General features: G+C 59.2%; 20 protein-coding genes and 1 tRNA gene. 9 read left to right on the top strand and 12 right to left on the bottom strand.

Annotated elements, in window-relative coordinates; all coding sequences use genetic code 11:
• Window positions 1–299 precede the first annotated feature (299 nt).
• The 4 genes from ACK2VC_RS14870 to ACK2VC_RS14855 are packed head-to-tail and all read left to right on the top strand — an operon-like array spanning window position 300 to window position 5,504.
• Window positions 300–1,784 carry an O-antigen ligase family protein gene (locus ACK2VC_RS14870; protein WP_486731161.1) on the top strand — a complete coding sequence of 495 codons (1,485 nt, stop codon included), beginning with the start codon at window positions 300–302 and terminating at the stop codon, window positions 1,782–1,784.
• On the top strand, window positions 1,781–2,881 hold the full coding sequence (locus ACK2VC_RS14865; RefSeq protein WP_486731160.1) for a glycosyltransferase family 4 protein: 1,101 nt from the start codon (window positions 1,781–1,783) through the stop codon (window positions 2,879–2,881). Before ACK2VC_RS14870 ends, ACK2VC_RS14865 begins: the two co-directional genes overlap by 4 nt.
• The gene (locus ACK2VC_RS14860) at window positions 2,882–4,060 is read left to right on the top strand and encodes a glycosyltransferase (RefSeq protein ID WP_486731159.1); all 1,179 of its coding nucleotides are present in this window, start codon (window positions 2,882–2,884) and stop codon (window positions 4,058–4,060) included.
• Window positions 4,050–5,504: a lipopolysaccharide biosynthesis protein gene (locus ACK2VC_RS14855; protein ID WP_486731158.1), complete on the top strand. Its 1,455-nt coding sequence runs from the start codon at window positions 4,050–4,052 to the stop codon at window positions 5,502–5,504. The genes ACK2VC_RS14860 and ACK2VC_RS14855 overlap by 11 nt, the downstream gene beginning before the upstream one ends.
• A gap of 83 nt (window positions 5,505–5,587) precedes the next feature.
• Here ACK2VC_RS14855 and ACK2VC_RS14850 read toward each other — a convergent pair whose 3' ends face one another.
• Window positions 5,588–6,556 (bottom strand): hypothetical protein, encoded by a 969-nt coding sequence (locus ACK2VC_RS14850; protein ID WP_486731157.1) that lies wholly within the window; start codon window positions 6,554–6,556, stop codon window positions 5,588–5,590.
• On the opposite strand from ACK2VC_RS14850, the gene ACK2VC_RS14845 reads away from it, so the two are divergent.
• Window positions 6,555–6,947 carry a hypothetical protein gene (locus ACK2VC_RS14845; protein WP_486731156.1) on the top strand — a complete coding sequence of 131 codons (393 nt, stop codon included), beginning with the start codon at window positions 6,555–6,557 and terminating at the stop codon, window positions 6,945–6,947. The two genes, ACK2VC_RS14850 and ACK2VC_RS14845, sit on opposite strands and share 2 nt — an antisense overlap.
• Before the next feature lie 188 nt (window positions 6,948–7,135).
• Here the strand turns inward: ACK2VC_RS14845 and ACK2VC_RS14840 are convergent, their stop codons facing one another.
• Window positions 7,136–8,104, bottom strand: coding sequence for a hypothetical protein (locus tag ACK2VC_RS14840; protein ID WP_486731155.1), 969 nt, complete (start codon window positions 8,102–8,104; stop codon window positions 7,136–7,138).
• An 86-nt stretch (window positions 8,105–8,190) separates the two neighbouring features.
• Between ACK2VC_RS14840 and ACK2VC_RS14835 the strand changes: the two genes are divergently transcribed.
• Window positions 8,191–8,463 carry a hypothetical protein gene (locus ACK2VC_RS14835; RefSeq protein ID WP_486731154.1) on the top strand — a complete coding sequence of 91 codons (273 nt, stop codon included), beginning with the start codon at window positions 8,191–8,193 and terminating at the stop codon, window positions 8,461–8,463.
• Between the two features lie 651 nt (window positions 8,464–9,114).
• Here ACK2VC_RS14835 and ACK2VC_RS14830 read toward each other — a convergent pair.
• From ACK2VC_RS14830 to dnaQ, 4 genes are all read right to left on the bottom strand, one after another.
• Complete coding sequence (locus ACK2VC_RS14830) at window positions 9,115–11,415, bottom strand: polysaccharide biosynthesis tyrosine autokinase (RefSeq protein ID WP_486731153.1); 2,301 nt, start codon at window positions 11,413–11,415, stop codon at window positions 9,115–9,117.
• Window positions 11,416–11,626: 211 nt separating this feature from the next.
• Window positions 11,627–12,763 carry a polysaccharide biosynthesis/export family protein gene (locus tag ACK2VC_RS14825; RefSeq protein WP_486731152.1) on the bottom strand — a complete coding sequence of 379 codons (1,137 nt, stop codon included), beginning with the start codon at window positions 12,761–12,763 and terminating at the stop codon, window positions 11,627–11,629.
• A 320-nt stretch (window positions 12,764–13,083) separates the two neighbouring features.
• Window positions 13,084–13,158: transfer RNA gene (locus ACK2VC_RS14820), tRNA-Val, on the bottom strand.
• A gap of 63 nt (window positions 13,159–13,221) precedes the next feature.
• A complete protein-coding gene (gene dnaQ, locus ACK2VC_RS14815) occupies window positions 13,222–13,932 on the bottom strand; it encodes a DNA polymerase III subunit epsilon (RefSeq protein WP_486731151.1) in 711 nt (236 codons plus the stop codon).
• A 180-nt stretch (window positions 13,933–14,112) separates the two neighbouring features.
• On the opposite strand from dnaQ, the gene ACK2VC_RS14810 reads away from it, so the two are divergent.
• Window positions 14,113–14,817 (top strand): phosphatase PAP2 family protein, encoded by a 705-nt coding sequence (locus ACK2VC_RS14810; protein ID WP_486731150.1) that lies wholly within the window; start codon window positions 14,113–14,115, stop codon window positions 14,815–14,817.
• A gap of 155 nt (window positions 14,818–14,972) precedes the next feature.
• On the opposite strand, the gene rnhA is transcribed toward ACK2VC_RS14810, so the two are convergent.
• Window positions 14,973–15,407, bottom strand: a complete 435-nt coding sequence (rnhA, locus tag ACK2VC_RS14805; protein WP_486731149.1) for a ribonuclease HI — start codon at window positions 15,405–15,407, stop codon at window positions 14,973–14,975.
• Entirely contained in the window at window positions 15,394–16,221 is an 828-nt protein-coding gene (locus tag ACK2VC_RS14800) for a class I SAM-dependent methyltransferase (RefSeq protein WP_486731148.1), read from the bottom strand. Before ACK2VC_RS14800 ends, rnhA begins: the two co-directional genes overlap by 14 nt.
• Here ACK2VC_RS14800 and gloB point away from each other — a divergent pair.
• Window positions 16,220–17,014: a hydroxyacylglutathione hydrolase gene (gene gloB / locus ACK2VC_RS14795; RefSeq protein ID WP_486731147.1), complete on the top strand. Its 795-nt coding sequence runs from the start codon at window positions 16,220–16,222 to the stop codon at window positions 17,012–17,014. The genes ACK2VC_RS14800 and gloB overlap by 2 nt on opposite strands.
• 150 nt (window positions 17,015–17,164) lie before the next feature.
• Complete coding sequence (locus tag ACK2VC_RS14790; RefSeq protein ID WP_486731146.1) at window positions 17,165–18,568, top strand: transglycosylase SLT domain-containing protein; 1,404 nt, start codon at window positions 17,165–17,167, stop codon at window positions 18,566–18,568.
• Between the two features lie 97 nt (window positions 18,569–18,665).
• Here ACK2VC_RS14790 and ACK2VC_RS14785 read toward each other — a convergent pair whose 3' ends face one another.
• The 4 genes from ACK2VC_RS14785 to ACK2VC_RS14770 all read right to left on the bottom strand — a co-directional run bounded on the left by ACK2VC_RS14785 (window position 18,666) and on the right by ACK2VC_RS14770 (window position 24,563).
• A complete protein-coding gene (locus ACK2VC_RS14785; protein WP_486731145.1) occupies window positions 18,666–20,261 on the bottom strand; it encodes an ABC transporter ATP-binding protein in 1,596 nt (531 codons plus the stop codon).
• Window positions 20,258–21,325 (bottom strand): ABC transporter permease, encoded by a 1,068-nt coding sequence (locus ACK2VC_RS14780; protein WP_486731144.1) that lies wholly within the window; start codon window positions 21,323–21,325, stop codon window positions 20,258–20,260. Before ACK2VC_RS14780 ends, ACK2VC_RS14785 begins: the two co-directional genes overlap by 4 nt.
• Entirely contained in the window at window positions 21,322–22,383 is a 1,062-nt protein-coding gene (locus ACK2VC_RS14775) for a microcin C ABC transporter permease YejB (protein ID WP_486731143.1), read from the bottom strand. Before ACK2VC_RS14775 ends, ACK2VC_RS14780 begins: the two co-directional genes overlap by 4 nt.
• A 380-nt stretch (window positions 22,384–22,763) precedes the next feature.
• Window positions 22,764–24,563 (bottom strand): extracellular solute-binding protein, encoded by a 1,800-nt coding sequence (locus ACK2VC_RS14770; RefSeq protein ID WP_486731142.1) that lies wholly within the window; start codon window positions 24,561–24,563, stop codon window positions 22,764–22,766.
• Window positions 24,564–24,661: the final 98 nt, after the last annotated feature.

Raw genomic sequence — 24,661 nt, 5'->3', positions numbered from 1 at the left:
TGATGAGCTCCTGCTCCAGTCGCGACCACCGGACTGTTTCAATGTCCCGACAAGCACCGCAGGGCGTGTCCACTGAAAGCTTCGTAGATTGGCACTCACGAACCAAGCCGAGCGCGATTGAGATGAATCAATTCCCGCATGGCGGGCTTGTATAGAGTCGTAGTTCTGATTTGCCTTGGGTAAGGCTTCGCCGATGCAGCAGCCTGCGGTCCGCTCTGCTTCTCGGCAAATGCGATTGAGGCAGACTTCAAATCAATGCCAGAAATACAACGATCTGTTGAAAATGGTATCTCCGCACCGTGACACACAACAGCGATAACCGATCCGTGCTCCTTTTTACAGGAGCCATCGCACTGGCGATCCTTGTCGGAATCGTCGCCGCAGCCGCTGGCGAAATGCCCGCCGTGCTGTCGCTGGTACTGCTGTTCGTTCTGGCGGCTTCCGTCAGCAACTACAAGACGGGAATCCTGATTGCCATCGTGCTCCTTCCGCTCACCGCGACCCAGGAAATTCCACGCGAACTGTTCGGGGTCAAGGGCCTGAATCCCCTGAATGGCACGCTGGCCTTGTCGATCCTGTCGCTGATGATGGCCAAGACCGTGCTGCGTGGGGCCATCCTCATTCCGGCATGGCCGCGGCATTTCTGGTGGTATGTGGGCACGATGACGCTGGCGGGAATTTACGGGGCCATGCACGCGTCCTCGATTCCCCCCTACTACACGCTGCTGAAAGTGATCGACTTCAATTCCGCTTCCGGCTACTTTCGGGATGCCCTGTTCAAGCCGGCCATCATCCTGCTGACGGCCTTCATGCTGTCGGTCGCGGTGGCCAATACGCGCCGCGCCCGCGGATACATGATCCCGCTGTTCCTCTCGATGCTCTCGCTGCCGTTGATGGTCATCGGCTACGTATTGATTTCCGGCGTATCCCTCGCCACGCTGGCGGCCAGCGAACACAGGAATTTCCTTTCCGCACTAGGCATCCACGCCAACGAACTCGGCTTTCTGTTCAACATGGTGTTTGCGCTGGTGCTGTTTTCCTTTTTCAGCGTCACCAACCGCCTGGCCAGATGGCTACTCGGGGCAATGGCGATCATGGTGCTGATCGCCATCATGTTGACCTTTTCCCGCGGGGCGTTTCTTGGCGTGATCACGGTCGTCAGTTACCTTTTGTTTACGCAAAGGCGCTTCCGTACGGCGCTGGCGATTTTGATGCTGGTCGCCATGAGCACTTTCGTCATGCCCGAAGCGGTTGTCGAGCGCGCATCGACGGGTGTCCATAGCGGCGACGTCAAGGGTATCAGCGCCGGACGGGTAGACCAAATCTGGGGTCCGCTGCTGCCGGAGGTGTTATCCAGCCCCCTGATCGGACATGGGCTGAGTTCCATCTTGTGGTCCGACGCCGCGATACACCGCCGGATTTTGCCCGTCGGCCATCCTCACAGCGCCTATCTGGGGGCGCTGCTGGATTTCGGCATTCTCGGATCTATCGTGATTTTTCTTTTCTTCCGGCATATGTGGCGGCTTTTCGCACGCATCGGAAAATTTCACCCCGATCCGGTCTGGCGCGGGTTTTTCAGGGGAGCGACCGCCTGCATTCTCGTCATGCTGGTTCAGGGGCTGACCGACGACCGCTTCACGCCCACCTTGCCGCAGACTTTTCTCTGGTTGTCCTACGGCATCGGCGTCGGCTTGGCCGCGCGCGCGAGGAAGGATGCGCGGGATGCGGCCAGGCTGAGACAGGGGCTCGACAACATCCCGTTCCGTTTCCCGATAACGCCATGAAAATCTGCTTCGTCGGACTGGAAAACCTGCCGGTTCTTGCGCCGGAGTTCAACCGGCACGGAATCGGCGGCGAACAAGTCCAGCATACCCTGCTGGCGCGCGCCCTGGCGCAACGCGGACATAGGGTCAGCATGGTGGTCTATGACTACGGCCAGGACGAAGGCGCTGTCTGGAATGGCGTGACGACGCACAAGGCCTATCGGCAGGGTGCCGGCATTCCGGTTTTCCGTTTCATCCACCCGCGCTGGAGCGGCCTCTGGTCGGCGCTTCTCCGGGCCGACGCGGATGTCTACTACCTCAGTTGCGCCGGCATGCAGTTGGGGCTGGCCGCCCTGTTTTGCCAGCGCTACCGGCGCAAGCTAGTGTTTCGGGTCGCCCACGATACCGATTGCGAGCCGCAGCATCTTCTGATTCCGTATTGGCGCGACAAAAAGCTGTACGAATATGGCTTGCGGCATGCGAACGGCATCCTGGTCCAGAGCGTCACGCAGCAGCAGGCCATGCTGCGCAATTACGGCCTGCGCAGCGAAGTGGCGGAGATGCTGGTCGATGCTCCCGAAAAATCATTCAGCCGCGACATCAACGTGCTGTGGGTCAATAACCTGCGCCAGTTCAAGAGGCCGGATCTTTTCCTGGCGCTAGCGGGACGGCTTCCGCAGTTCCAGTTTCATATGGTCGGCGGGCCGCAGCCGGGCTTCGACGGCCTGTTTCAAGCAATCCGGCACGAGGCTGTGAAATTGGCCAATTTCACTTTCCACGGCCGTGTCCCCTACCACGAAATGGACGCAAAATATGGTCGTGCGCACGTATTCGTTAATACCTCCGATAGCGAGGGGTTTCCCAATTCCTATCTCCAGGCGTGGATTCGTGGCACCCCGGTAGTCGCATTTTTTGATCCAGACAATGTCATCAAAAGGGAAAGCCTGGGCGCCGCCGTATCAAGCTTGGACGAGATGGAAAAGGCGGTGACGGAACTGGTGAGCAACCCCATTGCCTGGTCCAGCGTGAGTACCCGCTGTCGGACATATATGGCGCGCGTTTACGACGAAAGCCGCATTCTTTCACCATACAACGCAATGTTTCAACGGATTGGTTAAATGGAAAACAAGCGCATCAACCTGCTGTTCATAGTCAATTCACTTTGCGTTGGCGGCGCAGAGAAACATCTGGTCACATTGCTCAATAATTTGGACACCCAACGATTTCGGATGTCTCTAGCCTATCTAAAGAACGATTCGACTCAATTACCGCAGATTGATCTTCAGAAACTGGAAGGGCGAGTAATTGGCTGTGACGCGTCAAGAAAAATCGACCTGTCGGTAGCCCGCCGTCTCGCGAGACAGGTGGAGGAGGAAAAGACAGACATTATTGTTTGCGTGAACACCTATTCATTACTCTACGGCTGGCTTGCGCGTAGCGGTTCGACATTGCGTCCACGGGTGGTCGATATTTTTCACACCACTGACATGGGTACATTGAAAAACAAGCTGCAAATGCTGTTTTATCGGCCACTATTCGGCATCAGCGATATGCTGATTTACGTATGTGAAAACCAGAGAAGATACTGGAGAACCAGAATATTGAGAGCCAGGAACGATACCGTTATTCACAATGGCATCGACGTCAGCTACTTTGAAGATCATTACAGCGCGGAGCAAAAACATCAGGTTCGAAGCACCTATGGGTTTTCCGATAGCGCCTGTATCGTGGGTCTATGCGCTGCCATGCGGCCGGAGAAAGCACATGGCGACATGTTGCAGGCGGTCGCCGCCCTCAGGGCGGCCAACGTCGACATCAAATGCCTGTTGATCGGCGACGGGCCGGAGCGCCTCAATATAGAAAGGCAAATCGACGCAATGGGGCTCGCCGAGCACGTCCGGATTACCGGATATCTGGCCGATGTCCGGCTCGCGGTCTCGGCTTGCGACATCATGGCCATCGTCTCTCATTACATTGAAACATTCTCCCTGGCGACGCTGGAGGCGATGGCCTTGGGAAAGCCAGTGATCATGACCAGAATTGGCGGCGCATCAGAACAGGTCACCCATGGCAAAAATGGCTATCTTTATGAGCCAGGCGATATCGCAGGTCTCACGAAAGGATTGAAGCTGCTGATGGATTCAAGCCGGCGCCGCGAGATGGGCGGTCACGCGCGTTCAAGCGTTTCCGACCGATTTGCGCTTTCGACCATGATTGCCGCGTACGACCGGCTGTTTTTCGGCATGGCACACCCGAGACACCCGCGCATCCAGACTGAGGCCCCGGATGCCGCGTAACGAAAGCCTGCGCAGAAGTGCGGTCACGCTGGCGCTGGCGGGGGGAATCGAGTATGGACTGCAACTGGCCATGCCGATTATCCTGGTACGCTTTCTCGACATTAACGGGTTTGCCCAGTATCGCCTGCTCTGGTTGCTTGCCGGGACGGTGCTGGGAATCGCGCCGGCCTTCATGCCGCAAGCCCTGTTCTATTTCCTGCCGAGGACGCCGCACGAAGAAAAAGGTCAGATTATCGGCAATACACTGGCCTATCTGTTCGCCGCCGGCGGCATCGTAGCCATTGCGACCAGCGGCTGGAGCCCCTTGCTGCCGCCCTTGGCAATCGAATTATTCTTTCAGACTCACGGCCTCTCCGCGCTATTCCTGGGATTGTGGGTAATGGCCTCGGTGCTCGATGTATTGCCAACCGCCGACGGACGGGCACCATGGCAAGCCAGCTCGACCATCGCTTTATCCCTCCTCAGGACCTTGCTGCTCGCAGCCGCCGCGCTTCTTGGCGCCGGCATCGTATGGATTGTGATAGCGCTGACGGCAGTCGCGATTGTGAAACTGCTACTGCTTGGCTGGTACGTTCGTGCCAATCATCGGGAAGAAAAAATTACCTGGAGCATAGGCTCCCTGAGAAAGCAATTGGCATACTCGCTGCCATTTGCCTTCGGCAATGCCTTATTCCTGATGCGGCTGCAAGCCGACCAATGGGTGGTGGCCAGCATGCTGAGCGCCGCGCTATATGCAATGTTTTCGATTGCTTCCGTGGTTACGCCGGTGGCGACCCTGGTTCGCATGCCGGTATACAACGCCATGATGCCGCGCCTGAACAGCGCACATGCGCTTGGCAACCTGCCTGAAATTGCCCGCCTGATTGCAAAGAGCAATGGCGCCACTGCCATGCTGCTGATACCAATTGCAGGTGGGCTGTTCGCGACCGCGCCGGAATTGATCCGGCTGGTGTACACCAGCCGCTATCAGGACGCGGCGCCGATCATGCAGGTGTATCTGGTTGGCATGATGATGAATGCATTCGCGGTCGGCCACGTGCTGCCAGCCATTGAAAGGGGCCGCTTCGCAGTGCTCAACAATGGCTGCTGCCTGATCATTTCGGTCGCCCTGAGCATCATCGGCGTCAACCGATGGGGCCCGATCGGGGCTGCGTTCGGCAGCGTGTTTACCTTCTCCATCAGCGAACTGTGGTCGGTACATGTTGTCGCGCATTCCCTCGGCATGCGCATGCATCAATTGCTCGACTGGGGCGCACTGTGGCCGACCGTGCTGGCCACCGGCTTCGCCATGACGGGAGTGGCCGTTCTGGACGGCCGCATCAACGGCAATCTCGTCTTGGTGCTATTGACCAAGGGCGGGATTTATCTTGCTCTATGTGCTTCCTGTTTCTTTCTGGCAGGTGGGAAAAAGCATATTGGATTATTGAGCGGCCAGCGTCAATGAGGAGACCCAGGCTTCTCAAGAAAAGGCCACGCCTGCATGCTGCAGCGTGGCCCGATTAATTTGCAACAATGGCGATCAATGACCTATGGCAGCGCAGCTGCCAGCGGTTGGCGTGGAGTACCGCCGCCGCCGATCGAGGTCGGGCTGTTGTTGTTGACCACATACAGCGCCTGTGCCAGTTTCTGGACGTCGCGTGACCACGGGGTGTTGTCATTCACCCGCTGCTCCAGCTTGTAGCCATAGTCCGCCTGGAACTGCGTGCGCACCGATCCGTCCGGTCCGTTCTCGACGTTGAAGGCAAAGCTCGGCCCCCAGGTGTCGTCCACGATATAGGCACCGTAGTTTTGCAGGGTCCAGGCCAACTGCTTGCCCGGCTCCGTCTCCAGACCCAGGTTGCCGATGTTGGTGGAGGCTGGGATCGCCAGCAGTGCCCCCATTTTCATCGCACTGTTCGTGTTGTTGCTGGCCGTTCCGTAAAACCCGACCGCATAGCTGTCGGCGGCGATTGCCGGCCAACGGTAGCAATCCGAACGCGTGCTGCATTTGTACAGAGTTTGCTTGGCGTACACGTTGACCTTCAGCGCGTGGCGCGGACCTTGCTGACCAGGCCGCAATTCCCCTACCCGAATCGAGCCGCCAATCGCCGACATGCCGGAGCCGCCGTGCGAGCCGGTGATGCCGTCGCCATAGATGTCAACCGCAGGGAAGGTCACCAGTGCGGTCGCCGCCGCGCCAGCCGTGCAGCGCGTGAAGGGTTGAGCGTGAATCAGCGTGCGGCCATCGGCTTTCAGGAAAACCGCCGAGCCATTTGCATTGTTGTTCGGCACCACGTAATCCGAGGGAATCGGCACCTGCGTCAGTGCCCCGCCAGTGGCGCCGCAGCGGTTGGCACCGCTCCAACCGGCGCTGCTGTAATTGATCGTGGTATTCGGCGCAGACGGCTTCAGGACAATGATCTCGTCATCAATCTGCGGCATCGGCGCCCACACATCGTTGCCCGGAACCGCCGGCAAATTCGCCGCCACATACTGCGCCCCGCTGCCAATCGGCATGTTCCAGATGCTGTTGACTGCAAACGGCTGCTTCAGTACGTCACGATTCCCGGATGGCGTTGGAGAGGTAGGCGTGGTTGGACTTGAAGCGTTTCCGGTGTTGACCTGTTCTTGGGCGCTCACATTCGGATTCGTTGTTGATGTCCCCGCCGTAGTGCCGTCGCCCCCGCCTCCACAGGCGGCGAGAAATACGGTAGTACTGGCAGCTAGCAAAATGTGCCGCCGCAATAGAATCGTTGATTTAGTCAAAACTGTTTCCCCACAAAAAATTTGGATGAAAGCCAAACGCTTTAAAAAGCACGACGTTGGTCACGCTCCGAGCAAGTCTGACTTTGATGTGGGGCAACGGTTCCGGGTGAAAACGATTTTTGCGGGAAATAATTCCTTATAAAAAAATCTATGGATAAACTAATAATCGAGCGGACATTGCCGCTCGACCAAGAAATTTACCGGTATTTGGTTGAATACCGGTCACGGTGAGATTGGCATCTTGTTTATATCGGTAGCGTTACTCGTAATAATTTACGGCAATCAATTCCCACCGCAGCGACAAGCGCCGTCAAACAAGTACCAGCCTGATTACTGCAGCGCAGCTGCCAGCGGTTGGCGTGGAGTACCGCCGCCGCCGATCGAGGTCGGGCTGTTGTTGTTGACCACATACAGCGCCTGTGCCAGTTTCTGGACGTCGCGTGACCACGGGGTGTTGTCATTCACCCGCTGCTCCAGCTTGTAGCCATAGTCCGCCTGGAACTGCGTGCGCACCGATCCGTCCGGTCCGTTCTCGACGTTGAAGGCAAAGCTCGGCCCCCAGGTGTCGTCCACGATATAGGCACCGTAGTTTTGCAGGGTCCAGGCCAACTGCTTGCCCGGCTCCGTCTCCAGACCCAGGTTGCCGATGTTGGTGGAGGCTGGGATCGCCAGCAGTGCCCCCATTTTCATCGCACTGTTCGTGTTGTTGCTGGCCGTTCCGTAAAACCCGACCGCATAGCTGTCGGCGGCGATTGCCGGCCAACGGTAGCAATCCGAACGCGTGCTGCATTTGTACAGAGTTTGCTTGGCGTACACGTTGACCTTCAGCGCGTGGCGCGGACCTTGCTGACCAGGCCGCAATTCCCCTACCCGAATCGAGCCGCCAATCGCCGACATGCCGGAGCCGCCGTGCGAGCCGGTGATGCCGTCGCCATAGATGTCAACCGCAGGGAAGGTCACCAGTGCGGTCGCCGCCGCGCCAGCCGTGCAGCGCGTGAAGGGTTGAGCGTGAATCAGCGTGCGGCCATCGGCTTTCAGGAAAACCGCCGAGCCATTTGCATTGTTGTTCGGCACCACGTAATCCGAGGGAATCGGCACCTGCGTCAGTGCCCCGCCAGTGGCGCCGCAGCGGTTGGCACCGCTCCAACCGGCGCTGCTGTAATTGATCGTGGTATTCGGCGCAGACGGCTTCAGGACAATGATCTCGTCATCAATCTGCGGCATCGGCGCCCACACATCGTTGCCCGGAACCGCCGGCAAATTCGCCGCCACATACTGCGCCCCGCTGCCAATCGGCATGTTCCAGATGCTGTTGACTGCAAACGGCTGCTTCAGTACGTCACGACTCGGGGCCGGGGCCGGAGCTGGAGCTGGAGCTGGAGCTGGTGCTGGTGCTGGTGCTGGTGCTGGTGCTGGTGCTGGTGCTGGTGCTGGTGCTGGTGCTGGTGCTGGTGCTGGTGCTGGTGCTGGTGCTGGTGCTGGTGCTGGTGCTGGTGCTGGAGTCGGGGTCGGCTTTGGTTTCCGGTTCCACGTTGTTGTCGATTTCCCATCCAGTACCGGAGTTGGCGTCGGCTGCAGGTCCGACGGCGGGGAGGACACCTGCGCAGCGGAAGAAGATGTGCTCGAATCGCTTGCCGATGCCTGGGTGTCAGCGGTGATTTGTTCTGTACCCGCCACCATCATGGTATCAGGGTATTGGGCGCTCTCAGTGCCGCCCCCGCCTCCGCAAGCAGCAAGGAGTATGGTCATGCTGGCGGCGAGCATGGAACGTGTTCGTAATTGAGTAGTTGATGTAAGCAAAACGATTCCTCAAGTTCAAAAAGGTCTGTGACGAAAGCATAATTTTGCAAAGCACAATCTTCGTTATGCCTTGTGCTCGTCTGACCTTGATGCGCGGAAACAAGTTCCAAGAGGAAAAGTTCTGTCGTTAAAAACTCCGAAAAAATGAAGAATGTGAAATGATAGGCAATTAGTAGATACGCAATATTCAATCAATCTATTAGTTGCCTGTCATTCGATCATGATTCCAAATTAGCTATAGCAATTTATTTCACAGAAACAATAGTTAACTACACGCAACAGATGTGCGTCCGGAATATTATAATAAATACCTAATTCCTGCGCTGATTGCATTTGAATAAACGCAATAAGTGATGCCTTAAAAAAACAATGAAGGCAAGCACCCTTGTCAATCTTGTCGTTATGTGCAAAAAGCCGGAATCTGGAAATCTCCGCCCGGTCGTTTTTTAAAATAGTCGCCTCGGGCGAATTCGAGCTTGCGGAATCTGAGACATTCCGAGACCACAGTGCTAGCGCAAGGATGATGAGGTTTCTATCAGCGCAGTTGCCTCCCCTCCAGCCGCAACAGCTCCATAGTTCCCATATTCGTATCCATAGTCGTAGCCGGCTGGCCTTGCTTTCAAGTCATTAAACAGGACGCCTTTGGCGACCAGACCCGATTGCCGCAAACGGTTGAGTGATTCCTTGACCTCCCCGTTTGTCGTAATTCCGGCTCGAGTAATGATATAAATCGCTCCCGCATGGGCGCCAATTATCAGACTATCGGCGGCAGCAAGAATCGGCGCGGTGTCGATCAAAATCAGATCGTAGCTGCTGGACAGGAACTGCAACATTTCTCCAAAACGCGGACGCAATAGCAGTTCGGATGGATTGGGTGGAAGGGGTCCGGTCGAAATGAAATCCATGTTTTCCATGACACTGCGATGAATTACTTGCGCCGCGCCCGCAGCCCCCGAGAGAATGTCGGACAAGCCGTTCTGCCTGGGGAGCCCAAAATACTGGTGCAGGTGGCCATCGCGCAGATCGGCATCGATCAGCAATATCCTTTTTCCGCCGGTTGCGATAATCGCCGATAGGTTGACCGACACGAAGGATTTTCCAAGACCCGGCGTAGCGCCAGTCATCAATACGATATTGTTTCTCGACTGCTGCGTGGAGAACTGCAGCGCAGTCCGAAAATTTCGCAGGCTTTCAATTGCGATATCGGTCGCAGACAGGTTCGCCAGAAGCGGTATCCTCAACGATTTACCGTTAATCCGCTTGTGCAGGATACGCTGCGTTTTACTATGAGGAATGGTGGCATAGACAGGAATTCCGAGTATTTTTTCAATTTCCTGCGGATCGTCGATCTTTCCGAAGAAGGATTTTTTCATGAAGGCGCTCAACAATCCCAGAAACAACCCGATCAGCACCGCTCCCGAAATAACCAGAGGCCGCTTCGGCTGGATCGGTTTTTCGGGCACCATGGGTGTATCGACCAGACGCACGTTGCTGACCTTGCCAACGGTGGCCAGCCGCAACTGCTGCGCGGTATTCAATAACGCGGTATAGAGATCAGTATTGACCTTGACGTCGCGCGACAGGCGTAGCGAGTTTTGCTCCAGCATCGGCAAGGTTTTGATGTGACCGGCTATGTCATTGATTTCACCGTTGATTTCCTTTAGTTGGCTATCGATCCCTTTGACTGCCGGATGATCTGGAGTAAACAGGGCCAATAGCTCGGTGCGCTTCTGCCGTAGTTCCGAGCGTTTCAGCTTGGCAGCCGAGAACTGTGTCAACGTCTGCTTGGCTTCTTCATTCAAATCAATCGTGCCATGCGCATTGCGGAACTGGTTGTATTGATTTTCCGACTGCTCAAGCTGCTGCTTGAGTTCGGGCAATTGCTTGTCCAGGAAAGCAAGCGACTTTTCGGCCTCCTCTGTCTTGCGCGCGAGATTCTGCCGCATGTATTCATTCCCGATTTCCGTCAGGACGTCGCTAACGGCTTTCGGATTCGACCCCTTGAGCGTGACCCCGATCACCCCGGACGTCTGGGCACCCAATTCTTCGACGGTCATCGCCTTCTGTATGGATTCAATGGTAGTCAACCTTGAATTTCGAGTGAGCAGGAACTGAGCGCCTGGCTCGGCCACCAGGTTTCCCAAAATCAACTGGATGTGACCAGCTTCGGTATCCATGTCCAGCGTTTCCCCAATCTTGCCCAATAGATCAATCTCCTTCTCATCCTGCGTCAGACGGTATTGACCATCATTGCCGATGGTGACCACGAATTCCTTGTTCAATAGTCCATCCGAGACGTTAAAGACACTGACCTCCATTTTTTCCTTGCCCCACACGTAGCCACCGTAGCCGAATATTCCCGGCGCGAAGGATGTCTTGGTATGCCTGGAAATCCAGCCACCTATCAACGGAAAATACTTCGGCTGGACGTTGATGTACAACCGCAACTTATCTACCGCTCGTGAAGTCACCAGACGCGAGCGCAAAAGTTCTATTTCGGAAGATGCCGCGGTTTTGGTTTCGAACATCGAAGACATTTCTCCGAGGATGTTCTTGGAGGCATTCGGGCTATCTTCCTCAACGTGAATCAGCATGTTTGCCTGGTATACCGGCTTGGCCAGAAATGCATAGCCGACCCCCAGCAAGCTGACCGTTAGCGCAATGCTCAAAATCAACCAGAGATTGTCGCGGATGATATTCAGATAGGTCGCCATTCCCACCCCGTCATCCTCCGGCAAATAGGGCTGGGCGCCTTGTTGCATATAGTTTGGCAACAGGGCTTGTTGCTGGAGCGGGAGATTGTTCATCATGGAGTTACCTGAAACCTAGATAGCGGTTTGAAGAAAAATCCGCGCCGAATACCGGCAATTGCGCATTCGCGCCGGCACGGGCGAAGCTACTCATACCGTCTCGCACGGGTTGCCGGCGAAGGCTGCGATCGGCGACATCGCAGCATGGATGCGGGCGGAGATAGACCGGGCACACAGGTTGGCACATATGGCTCCGAACACACGGAAGCGATCATCTGTTACCAATGTTATTTACCGGAGCTGATAGCGGACCCGGCAACAACAAGCTGATCACGCGATTCCAGTTCGCCAGCGGATGCGCATCCACGTACACCACATCCTTGCGCTGCAACTCGAAATTTTCCGCGAGTGCAAAGGCCACTGGCGAGCGGGCATCCAGGTGGTACACGAGCGGTTCCATGTCGGCAGCACTGCGCACCACGTACACATGACGCGCACCGGCGGTAATGGTGCTCAAGCCGCCCGCTTCGCCCAGCGCATCATTCAGCGTCAGGCGGCCGTCGTTCATCATCAGCGCGCGCGGCGCCGTAACCTCACCCAGCACAAACACCTTGCCCTCGTCACGCGGAGCCACCCGCACCACGTCGCCATTTTCGAGAACAATCGAATTGGGATCGACGCCCCTCGCGACCAGTTGCGGCAAGTTGACGTGATAGGTCTTGCCGCCACGGGTGACCTCGATGGCGCCACGATCCGCAGTTGGCAAGGTACCGCCGGAACGGCTCAGTGCTTCCGGCAAGGTCATCGAAACATCATTGATCGATTGCAGCCCCGGGCTCTTGACCTCGCCGGTAACATACACGCGCTTGCTGCGATAAGCCTGGACCCGTATCGTTATATCGGGGTTCTTGATAAAACGTGCCAACTGGCTCCCAAGCTGGCTGCGCAATTCGTCCACCGTCAGACCCTCTGCCTTCAAGGAGCCGACAAACGGAAATTGCAGCATGCCGTTCTGGTCGACCACGAAGCCGGCAGGCAAGGACGAAGTGCTGGCATTGTCGATACCGATAATTCCAGTGGCCGGCATCGACATCACCGCAGCCGCCAGCTCCGGGTGGTTCCAGACCACGATCGCCAGGATATCGCCGGCCGCCAACCGGTATGCCGCGGGCTTGCCCATCAAGCCGCTGATGTCGGCACTAGCCTCCTGCTGGCGGCGCTCCTTTTCTTCCTTCATTAATTGTGGGGTAATCGCTTGAAGGGTGGCTTTGACTTCAGGCCGCTCCGGCTCAGGCATCGTCCCGGTGTCCATGTGCATGCCGGGAGCGATGGCCGCACAGGCCCCCAGCAGCGGCAGCAGGATAACGAGGCTCCAATTTTTCAGACTGACAGTCGAAGGAAATTTCATGAGTCGCTCCTGCTGCTGGTTATTGTTGAAAGCGCGCGGGAATCCGCAACTGGGCGCCAGATGGGCTTTGCCGCAGCCGCTATATCCTGATCACAACTCTACGTGACCAGGCCGGGCCGGATTTGACCTGGATCATGCGCCATACACGTATGTCGCGCGGGAACCATTTTCATTTTGGAACTGATTGCAGCAACTGGTGGGGGAGCAGGTTGACCCGAAGCAACCGCATCATGGGTGCGGCAGGGGACGAATCCGGTTGGCAGTTTTGGAAGCGCCCGCAAAAGAAAACCCGCGCCGAAGCGCGGGTCTTTTTGATGTTCTGGTGGACGGTACTGGGATCGAACCAGTGACCCCTGCCGTGTGAAGGCAGTGCTCTACCGCTGAGCTAACCGTCCGGGGCGGTGCGCATTATCGCACAAAATGATGTTTTTCCGAAAGTCCGACGCAGCAAATTTGGATCAGGATTCCAGCAAAGTGCGCCATACGGATTTTCCTTTCACCTGAGCGTCCAGGCCGGCGAGGATGGTTTCGTGCTCCCGCACTTCGTCGGCGCTGGCGGCCAGCACGATGATCGCAGCCAGCGGCGCATCGGCCGCCGGGCCGGCACTGCCAGCCGACGAGTCGGCTGCCATCAGGTCGATCGTCAGACTGTTCTGGCCGCGCGTCATCGCCAGATAGACCTCGGCCAGCAGTTCGGCGTCCAGCAGCGCGCCGTGCAGTGTCCGGTGGGCATTGGATATGCCGTAACGGTCGCAGAGCGCATCCAGCGAATTGCGGCGGCCCGGGTGCAATTCCTTGGCCTGCAGCAAGGTATCAATGACCGGCCCGGTTTCACTGGTGAAACCGGCGTGATTCAAGCGTTCCAGTTCGGCATCCAGGAAAGCCAGATCGAACGGCGCGTTATGGATGATCAGTTCGGCGCCGCGCACGTAGTCCAGCAGCGCAGGCGCAATTTCCGGAAATTTCGGCTTGTTGGAGAGGAATTCGGTGGTTAACCCGTGCACCGCCAGCGCACCTTCTTCCGAATCGCGTTCCGGATTCAGGTAAGTATGGAAATTGTTGCCGGTCAGACGGCGGTTAATCAACTCGACACAGCCGATTTCAATGATGCGGTCGCCAGAGCGCGGATTCAGGCCGGTGGTTTCTGTGTCGAGAACAATCTGTCGCATGGTTGATGGCAAAAACAATGGTTGGCCCAGCGGCATTTTAGCTGATCGCCGATTTGCCGGCGGCGCCACGGATCGCTGCCGTGCTTGAGCAAAATCACTGCGCCGTAATCGATTTTCGGTAAGGTTGTCCATGGTCGCCAACCCAGCGCGACGACAAATGACAGGCACCCGGATCAGGCAATGCTTCCCTGGACAAAAATTACGCATCTCGGCGACACCAGCCTGATGGGGCCGGCAGCGCTCGTGATCTGCCTGTGGCTGCTGGCGGCGCACCGCCATCGGCTGCTGTACTGGTGGTGCGTGCTGCTGACGTTCGCCACCCTGCTGGTGGTCGGCAGCAAGATTGCCTTCATCGGCTGGGGCGTCGGCATTCCCGCCCTGGACTTCACCGGCATCAGCGGTCATACGACCTTCGCGATGGCGGTGTTGCCGGTGGTCGCTTTCCTGGTATTACAGCACCGTCCGGCCTCGCTGCGGGCGAGCGGCGTGCTGCTGGCATTGACGCTTGGCTTGCTGGTCGGCATCTCGCGGCTGGTACTCGAGTTCCATTCCGTTGCGGAAGTGGTTGCCGGCTACCTGCTGGGGGCGATGGTCAGTATCGGCTTCATCTGGATTTCCGGAGTGGCGCATCGGACGCCGCTAAGCCAGGTGCTGCTGGCTGCCAGCCTGGCGGCGCTACTGACGGCATCCTCGATGCAGGCGGCGCCAACACAATACTGGCTTACCCGGGCGGCGCTGTACGTCTCAGGTCATGAGCAACCGTTCGTGCGCAGTCGGCCGCTCAACTTCGCGGCCGACAATCGGCGTGCGATCCGTCTCGCGAATGTTTGCTACCAGCCGGAGATGCGTGCCGACCCGCGCCGCCAATCGGCGGGAAACTATTGAGAACGCCAGGGGCGATTTATCAACACATACTCCCTACACAATCATCAATTTCCGCTCGCAATATTTCATCATTTTTGCAATACTCCAGTATTATTACAATAACCACCAGGGAAACGCCTGTGATTTTGGTGCCTATCGGCGCACGATCGAGCAGCTCAGGAAACCGATTGCACGCCGCGATTCGCCAGCATGTCGGCACATTCGTTGCCGGCATGGCCAGTATGGCCCCGGACCCAGCGCCAGTCGATCCGGTGCCGCAGTTGCGCCGCATCCAGCGCCTGCCATAAATCGACGTTCTTGACCGGCGCCCTGGCCGCGGTTTTCCAGCCGCGCGCTTTCCAGCCGTGGATCCATTCGCTGATCCCCTTCTGCACGTACTGGCTATCGGTATACAAGACCACTTCGCACGGACGGGTCAACGCCGTCAATGCCTCGATCACCGCCTTCAGTTCCATCCGGTTATTAGTCGTATTGCGTTCGCCGCCAAACAATTCCTTCTTCAAGTCGCCAGCCACCAGCAAGGCGCCCCAGCCGCCCGGGCCGGGATTGCCCTTGCAGGCACCATCGGTGAATATCTCAATTTTTTCCATGTGGTTTCGTGTGGTCGTTCGTGTAATGGTTCATATGAGCGCTCAAGTGCTGAACGCTGTTGGCCGCCGGCACCGCATGCCGCGCCCGCGGCGCCTGGCGCGACCAGACCGGACCGATCAGCCGCATGCCTTGCACGCGCTTGATGGCCTGCACGATGTAGATCGCGCCGAAATACGGCCACCAGCGATCGCCCGCCTTTTCCATGAAGCGATAGCGGTGCAGCCACTTGTCGCTCAGGCAAGGCGGCGCATAGCAGCCGAAATGGCCGCGGTTGACTTCCATGTTCAACAGCTTCAGCCAATCCTTCAAGCGCGGCAAATGAATGAACTCGCCGTTTTGCGGCAGGAAATGGTTGCCGCTGATGCGCCCGGCGACTTGCCGCAGGCCCCACAAACTGGCGGGATTGAAGCCGCAAATGATGACTTGCCCTTCCGGAATCAATACCCGCTCGACCTCGCGCAACACCTGGTGCGGCTCGCTGGCGAATTCAAGCACGTGCGGCAAGACCACCAGATCCAGGCTTTGCGAGGCAAACGGCAACTCGGCAACGTCGTGCACCACCACGATGCGGGTACTATCCTGCGCCAGTTCGCCCGCCGGCAGATGCGTGCCGCTGACCCAGCGGTGCGGCATCCGATTGGCCTGCAAAGCGTCCAGTTGCGGCAGACCGACCTGCACCGCGTTGAAGCCGAAAATGTCGGCAGTCAGCGCATCCAGGCGTGCCTGCTCCCAGGCCTGCACGTAGGTGCCGGGCGCGGTTTTGAGCCAGGCCCCGAGCGCTATAATCGGCTTTTCGGAAGACGGATGATCCATGCCTGACTTATCGAGTACAACATTGAGCGTATTGGGAGTGCCGGCGTTCAGCGACAACTACCTGTGGCTGATCCATGACGGCGTCCAAGCGGTGGCTGTCGATCCCGGCGACGCGGCGCCGATCCTCTCCGCGCTGGACGCGCATCGGCTCTCGCTTGCCGCTATTTTACTGACACATCACCACGCTGACCATGTCGGCGGCGTGCCGGCGCTGCTGCGGCGCTTCCCGGTGCCGGTGTTCGGCCCGCGCGCGGAAGGGATTGCCGGCGTCACCCAGCCGCTGGCGGAAGGCGATCTCGTGACACTGCCCCGGCCGGCACTGCAATTCTCGGTGCTAGATGTGCCGGGCCACACCCGCGGACATATTGCCTACTTCGCCGCCGCACAGCGCTGGCTGTTCTGCGGCGACACCTTGTTCGCCGGCGGCTGCGGCCGCCTGTTCGAAGGCACACCGGCGCAAATGATTGCTTCCCTGGCCAAGCTGGCCGCGCTGCCGGACGACACCGAGGTCTATTGCGCCCACGAATATACCCTGTCCAACCTGCGCTTCGCGCAGCACGTCGACCCGCACAATGCGGCACTGAGCGCGCGCATCGCCAGCGAGCAGACCAAACGCGACCAGGGCCGGCCGACCGTCCCCTCCAGCATCGGCCTGGAAAAACAGACTAATCCATTCCTGCGCTTTCGGGAACCGGCGATCGTCGAACAACTGCTTGCCGCCGGCCGGTTGGACCATCCGGAACCCGTAGCCGCCTTCGCCGCATTGCGCGAATGGAAGAACTCCTTCCGTTGATTTCAATCAACTATTTGCACGGAATCAAGGGCTTAGCGTTGCCATCGAATTGTAATCGTGCTTGACTGCGGGAAAGTGTGTTACTTACACTCTCCCAATTCCCTTATTCCAAGCGCCGGCCGATGGCCGCCGGCCACGCGAAAAACGCCCATGTCCCAGCCGATACGACGAACACTCACCCTTGCCGGACTGCTACTCTTCAGCGCCGTCCCCTTGGCGCAAGCCAACGACATCTCCTACTTCTCTCCCGCGTTCAACATGTTCGATCCGAGCAACCCGAACACGGTAATCTTTCGCATGGAAGAAATCGACGTCTGGCAGCGGATTCGCGACGGCTTCGCCATACCCGACCTGGAAAATCCGTTGGTGACCACGCAAACCGAGTGGTACAGCTCGCGCCCCGACTATATACAGCGCACCACCACCCGTGCCTCGCTGTATCTGTTCCATGTGGTGCAGGAACTGGAAAAGCGGCACATGCCAACCGAACTGGCCTTGCTGCCGTTCATCGAATCGGCCTTCAATCCGCATGCCTACTCGAGCGCCAAGGCGGCCGGCATGTGGCAATTCATTCCCTCCACCGGGCTTGACTTCAACCTGAAGCAGAACATGTTCCGCGACGAGCGGCGCGACGTGCTGGCCTCGACCGATGCCGCCCTCACCTACCTGCAGAAGCTGTACGGCATGTTCGGCGACTGGCAACTGGCGCTGGCAGCCTACAACTGGGGCGAGGGCTCGGTGCAACGCGCGATCAACAAGAACCGCGCTGCCGGCCTGCCGACCGATTTCAACAGCTTGTCGCCGCTGATGCCGGCTGAAACCCGCAATTACGTGCCGAAGCTGCAGGCGGTGAAGAACATCATCGCCGCCCCGGCGCTGTACAACATCGCGCTGCCGAAGGTGGAAAACCAGCCTTACTTCGTCACCATCGACAAGACCCACGACATCGACCTGAAGCTGGCCGCGCAACTGGCCGAACTCTCGCTCGACGAATTCAAGGCATTGAATCCGCAGTTCAACCGGCCGCTCATTACCGGCGGCGCCGACACCCGGATTTTGCTGCCGGAGAGCAACGCCAAGAAGTTCAAGGCCAACCTTGGCAAATGGACCCAGGCGCTGTCCTCCTGGACCGCGCATACGGTACAAAGCGCGCGCGAAAGGATCGAAACCATCGCCGCCAAATTCAACACCACGCCCGAAGCATTGCGCGAAGCCAACCGCATCCCGCCCAAGATGCGGCTGAAGGCCGGCTCCACCATCCTGGTGCCGAAAACCGCCGAATCGATGAACAAGGACATCTCGGTCGAGTTGCTGGAAACCGCCAAACTGGCGATCGAACCGGACGTTCCGGACCGCCGGCGCGTTGCCGTCAAGGCCAGCAGGAAGGACACGCTTGCCGGCACCCACCGCAAAGTGGCCAGCGCCGTGCACGGCAAAAAAACCGTGGTCACCGCCCGCGCCAAAACCGGCAGCAAGACCACGGTCGCCGCCAAGGCGCCGAGCCGCAGCGTCAAGAAAGCGCCGCCACGGATCACGCTGGCGTCGGAGCGCTGAGTTCAGCCTGTCGTTCCCGCGCAGGCGCGAGTGATGGATGGCGGATCCACCAGCGCCGTTCTCGATTTCAGAGATATGCGATGACAATGGCGCCGCATTAAACCTCCACCTCCGCATACTCGGCCGCGGCCAACAAGCGGCGTGTATAAGCTTCGGTTGGATTGGAAAGCACTGCGTCGACGCTGCCGTTTTCCACCACCTTGCCATCCTTCATCACCAGCACCCGGTGCGCCATTGCCCGAATCACGGCCAGGTCATGGCTGATGAACAGATAAGCCATGCCGTATTTACGCTGCAGTGCGCCGAGCAATTGCAGTACCTGCAACTGCACCGAGACATCCAGCGACGAGGTCGGCTCGTCCAGCAGGATCAGCTCCGGCTTTAACACCAGCGCGCGCGCAATCGCGATGCGCTGCCGCTGGCCGCCCGAAAATTCGTGCGGATAGCGCGTCATCATCGCCGCCTCCAGCCCCACCTCCTCCAATGCCGCCGCCACCGCCACGCGCCGCTGGCCGGAGTCCAATTGCGGCCGATGGATTTCCAGGCCCTCGCCGACGATCTGCTCGATAGTACGGCGCGGCGACAGCGAGGCAAACGGGTCCTGGAAGACCACCTGCATGCGCGCCCGCAAGGGTCGCAGCGCCGCGCCCGGCATGTTCGCCAGGTCCTGTCCCTCAAAACTGACGCGGCCGCTGACGGTCGCCGCCGACAGCCGCAGCAAGGCCATGCCCAGTGTCGATTTGCCAGAACCGGATTCGCCGACGATGCCCAGCGTCTCGCCCCGCTTCAATTCCAGATCGACCTTGTCGACGGCGACGAATTGCGTGCGCGCCAGCCAGCCGCGCTTGATGGCAAAGGTGCAGCGCAGTTGTTCGACCGCCAGTAGTGGCGAAGCGCTCGCAGGCACCTGGCCGACGATGCGCTGCGGATGGCTGGCCAGCAACTGGCGCGTATACGCTTCCCGCGGCTGTGCAAACAATTCGGCGGTCGGCGCGATTTCGACCAGGCGGCCACGCTCCATCACGCCGACGCGGTCGGCGAAATGCCGTACCAGGTTGAGGTCGTGCGTGATCATCAGCACCGCCATGTTTTCTTGGCGCTGCAACTGGTCCAGCAGTTCCAGGATCTGCACCTGGATCGTGACGTCGAGCGCGGTGGTCGGCTCGTCGGCGATCAACAGCTTCGGTTTGCAGGCCAGCGCCATCGCGATCATCGCGCGCTGGCGTTGGCCGCCGGAGAGCTGGTGCGGATACGACTGCGCGCGCCGCGCCGGCTCCGGAATCCCGGTTTTTTCCAGCAGGTCGACCGTGCGCTGCGCCGCCGCCTTCGCGCTCAGGCCTTCATGCAGCATCAGCACTTCGGCGATCTGGTTGCCGATGGTAAACAGCGGATTCAATGCCGTCATCGGTTCCTGAAAGATCATCGCCACGTCCTTGCCGCGCAACGCGCGCAGCGCGCCTTCCGGCTGTTGCAGGACATCGGCGCCGTCCAGCAGGATGCGACCCTCATAGCGCGCATCCTGGTTCAGGCGCAGCAGCGACAGCGCGGTCACGGTCTTACCCGAGCCCGATTCGCCGACCAGCGCCAGCTTCTCGCCGGCGGCGATCGAGAAACTGACATCGTCGACCACGGTGGCCGCGCCGAACGCGACCCGCAGATGTTGAATCTCTAGCAATTGCTGCCCCCGGCTCATGCCTTCCTCCGCACATCCAGCGCATTGCGCAGCGCGTCGCCGATATTGGTCAGCAGCAGCAAGGTGACGGTCAGCACCACGAAAGTGGACAGCGCGATCCACCACGCATCGAGGTTATTCTTGCCCTGCGCCAGCAATTCGCCCAGGCTCGGCGTCGACGGCGGCACGCCGAGGCCGAGGAAATCGAGGCTGGTCAGCGCCAGGATCGCGCCGCTCATGCGGAACGGCAGAAAGGTCACAACCGAGGTCAGGCTGTTGGGCAGCACGTGGCGCCAGATGATCTGGCGATTGGTCAGGCCCAGCGCGCGCGCCGCCTGCACGTATTCGAGATTGCGGTTGCGCAGGAAATCGGCGCGCACATAATCGGACAGACCCATCCAGCCGAACAGCGACAGCAGCACCAGCAAGAGCAGGATGCTGGGCTCGAAGATCGAGGCGAAGATGATCAGCAGGTACAACTCCGGCATCGAACCCCAGATTTCCATGAAGCGCTGGAAGAACAGGTCGGTCTTGCCGGCGAAATAGCCTTGCACCGCGCCGGTGACGATGCCCAGCGCCACGCCGGTGATGGTCAGCGCCAGGCCGAACAGGATCGAGATGCGGAAGCCATACAGCAGCCGGGCCACCACATCGCGGCCGCGGTCGTCGGTGCCGAGCCAGTTGTCGGCCGAAGGGGGCGCCGGATTCGGCTCCTTGGCGAAGTAATTCAGCGTGTTGTAGGAATAACGGTTGGGCGGATAAATCGCCCAGTTGCCATCGCGCTTGAACTGATCCTGGATGAAGGGATCGAGGTAATCGGCCGGCGAATCGAAATCGCCGCCGAAGGCCTTTTCCGAATAGGTCTGGAACACCGGGAACACCAACTCGCCGTGGTAGCGCGCTACCAGCGGCTTGTCGTTCGACAGCAGCTCGGCCATCAGCGACAGCGCGAACAGCGCGACGAACAGCAGCAGGCTCCAGTAGCCGCGCCGGCTCTGGCGGAACCGCAGCCAGACGCGGCGCCCGGGCGAAATCGACGGCGCCGCTTCCTTCGGCTCGACGAGGATGGTGTCGGCCGGCGTCATCGGGCCAGACTCTCGAATTGCACGCGCGGATCGGCCCAGACGTAGCACAGGTCGCCCAGCAGCTTGACCACCAGCCCGATCAGGGTGAACAGGTACAACGTGCCCATCACCACCGGATAATCGCGCCGCACCACCGACTCATACGACAACAGGCCCAGGCCATCGAGCGAGAACAGGGTTTCAATCAGCAGGCTGCCGGCGAAGAAGGCGCCGATGAAGGCGGCCGGAAAACCGGTCACCAGCGGGATCAGTGCATTGCGGAACACGTGCTTGTACAGCACCACGTTGTCGCTCAAACCCTTGGCACGCGCGGTCAGCACGTACTGCTTGCGGATTTCTTCGAGGAAGGTGTTCTTGGTCAGCATCGTCATCACCGCGAACGAACCCGCCACCGAGGCCAGTATCGGCAGCGTGATGTGCCATAAATAATCGGTGACCTTGCCGAGAGCCGACAGCGTCTCCCAGTTATCCGAAGTCAGCCCGCGCAGCGGAAACCACTGGAAGAAGCTGCCGCCGCCGAACATCACCAGCAGGAATACGCCCAGCACGAAGCCGGGAATCGAGTAGCCGACCAGCACCACCAGGCTGGTGGCAGCATCGAAGCGGCTGCCCTCGCGCGTGGCCTTGGCGATACCAAGCGGCACCGAGATGAAATAGGTCAGGAAAAAAGTCCACAGTCCGATCGTGATGGACACCGGCATCTTCGACTTGACCAGTTGCCAGACATCGCCGTGGTGATAGAAACTTTTTCCCAGATCGAAGGTGGCGAAGCCCTTCAGCATTTGCCAGAAGCGCTCCGACACCGGCTTATCGAAGCCGTACAGCGCCTTGATCTCGGCCACCCGCTCGGCGTCGATGCCCTGCCGCCCGCGATACTGCGAGGCGCCGCCACCCGAAGCTTCGCCGGCGCCGACCTGGCCTTTCTTCAGTTCGATCAGCGCCTGCTCGACCGGGCCGCCGGGCACGAATTGGATCACCGCGAAGGTGATCGCCACCACGCCGAGCAAGGTGGGCAGCATCAGCAGGATGCGTTTTAGGATGTAGAGCCAGAGGTTCATGGTTGAGAAAATGGGAGGGGTTAGTTAGATTGTTGGGAAACGCGATCGATGGCATTAATTTAATATACTCCCAATACCATAGTATGATTTCCACATATAAAACATTGTAAAATTACACATACCCACGCCAATACGCAAAGCCGCAGTTTAATCAGGGTCAGAGTTTTTTTCGCAGCGCCCCATCGCGAAAATTACTCTGACCCTGATTAAACGAGCCACGGAGTAGATGCCTCAAACCAGCGCCGTTTTTACCTCATCACTCCGAATCCGTGAAAGCAGGGTCTGAGTAATTTTCGCGGAACAGCACCGCGAAAATTACTCAGACCCTGGTTTCACTGCGCTTGTGGTGATGCGCCCACCACAGCAGCCACTCGCCGCCCTTATCGCGCCTTCTCCTGCCACCACACCGAAATCACATACGGGTCGGCCTGATAGTACAGCGGCAGCTTGGCCGGTATGCCGAAGCGATTGCGGTAGGCAACGCGGTGGGTCGACGAGTACCAGTGCGGCACCACCAGAAACTTGTGCAGCAGCACCCGGTCCAGGGCGCGCGCGGCGGCGTCGAGGTCGGCGCGGGTGGTGGCGGCGACCAGCGCATCGACCAGCTTGTCGACCGCCGGGTCCTTCAGGCCCCAGGCGTTGTTCGAGCCCTTCTCGTCGGCCGCCTTGGAGCCGAACATGTCGTACATCTCGTTGCCGGGCGTGGTGACGTCGGGAAAGCGGATGCTGGTCATGTCGAAATCGAATTCCTCCATCCGCTTTTGCACCAGCGCATAGTCGGCGGTGCGCTGGGTCACCGCAATGCCGAGCTTTTGCAGGTTGCGCACATAGACGCTGATGACGCGCGACATGGCCGACTGGTCGTCCAGGATCTCGAACGCGAACGGCTCGCCCTTGGCATTGCGCAGCGTGCCGTCGCGATAAGTCCAGCCGGCCTGCTCGAACAGCGCGCGCGCGGCCAGCAGGTTGGCGCGCAGCGAATGCGGTGGATCGGTGCGCGGCGGCACCGGCGCCGGACCGAACACGGCCGGATCGAGTTGCGTGCGCAACGGCTCCAGCAGTTTCAGCTCGGCCGCCGACGGCAGGCCGGTGGCCGCCATCTCGCTGTTGTTGAAGAAGGAATAGATGCGCGTGTACTGGTTGTAGAACAGCTGCCGGTTCATCCATTCGAAATCCAGCGCCAGTCCGAGCGCCTGCCGCACCCGGACATCCTTGAACTGGTCGCGCCGCAAGTTCATCACGAAACCCTGCATGCCGGCGCCGTTGGAATGCGCCAGCGTGCGCTTGACGATTTCGCCGCTCCTGAATTTCGGACCGTTATAGCTGCGCGCCCAGTTCTTCGCGCTGTACTCGACCACCACATCGAACTCGCCGGCCTTGAACGCTTCCAGCTTGGCGACATCGTCCTTGTAGAAACGGTAGATGATGCGGCCGAAGTTGAAGCTGCCGCGCCGCGCCGGCACCGCGTCGCCCCAATAGTTCGGATCGCGCCGGTAGCTGATCGAACGGCCGACGTCGTACTGCTCGATCAGGTACGGCCCGCTGGCGATCGGCGCTTCCAGCTGGATGTTGTCGAAGCTGGTGTTGGCGCCCCATTTGCGCGAAAACACCGGCACGCCGCCCACGATCAGCGGCAATTCGTGGTTCAGCGACTTGAAGTCGAAGCGCACGCTGCGCTCGCCAGTTACCACGCACTGCTTGACGTCGGCGAAGATCGACTTGAATTGCGGCGCGCCCTTGGCCACCAGCATATCGAACGAATGCTTGACGTCCGCCGCGGTCACCGGGTCGCCGTTGGAAAAGCGCGCCTTCGGGTTCAGGCGGAAGCTCATCGACATGCGGTCCGGCGCCAGTTCCATGTCTTCCGCCAGCAGGCCGTACATGGTGGCGGTTTCATCCATCGAGCCGACCGCCAGCGTTTCGAACATCAGCGAGGCGACCCCGGCAGCGGCCACGCCCTTCAGCGAAAACGGGTTGAACTTGTCGAAGCTGGTGCGGCGGTCCGGATTGGCCAGGTAAAGTTCGCCGCCCTTCTGCGCATCGGGATTCACATAATCGAAATGCGTGAAGCCGGCCGGATACTTGGGGGCGTCGTACAGCGCAAAGGCATGGGCGGCGAAGGCGCTGCCCGCCGGCAGCTGGCAGGCGGACAGCAACAGGAAAAACACGAGTTTGCGCATGCGTGGGCGGGAAGGATGAATGGATTCGCAGCTATTCTACCCAAGCGGCGCGTCACTTCGAGCGCCGCGACGATTTATACTCTGCTGCCGAACCACAG

This window comes from Herbaspirillum sp. WTB6, assembly GCF_057457785.1.
Note: the sequence above shows the minus strand (reverse complement) of the source record. Positions and strands in the feature narration are given on the sequence as shown.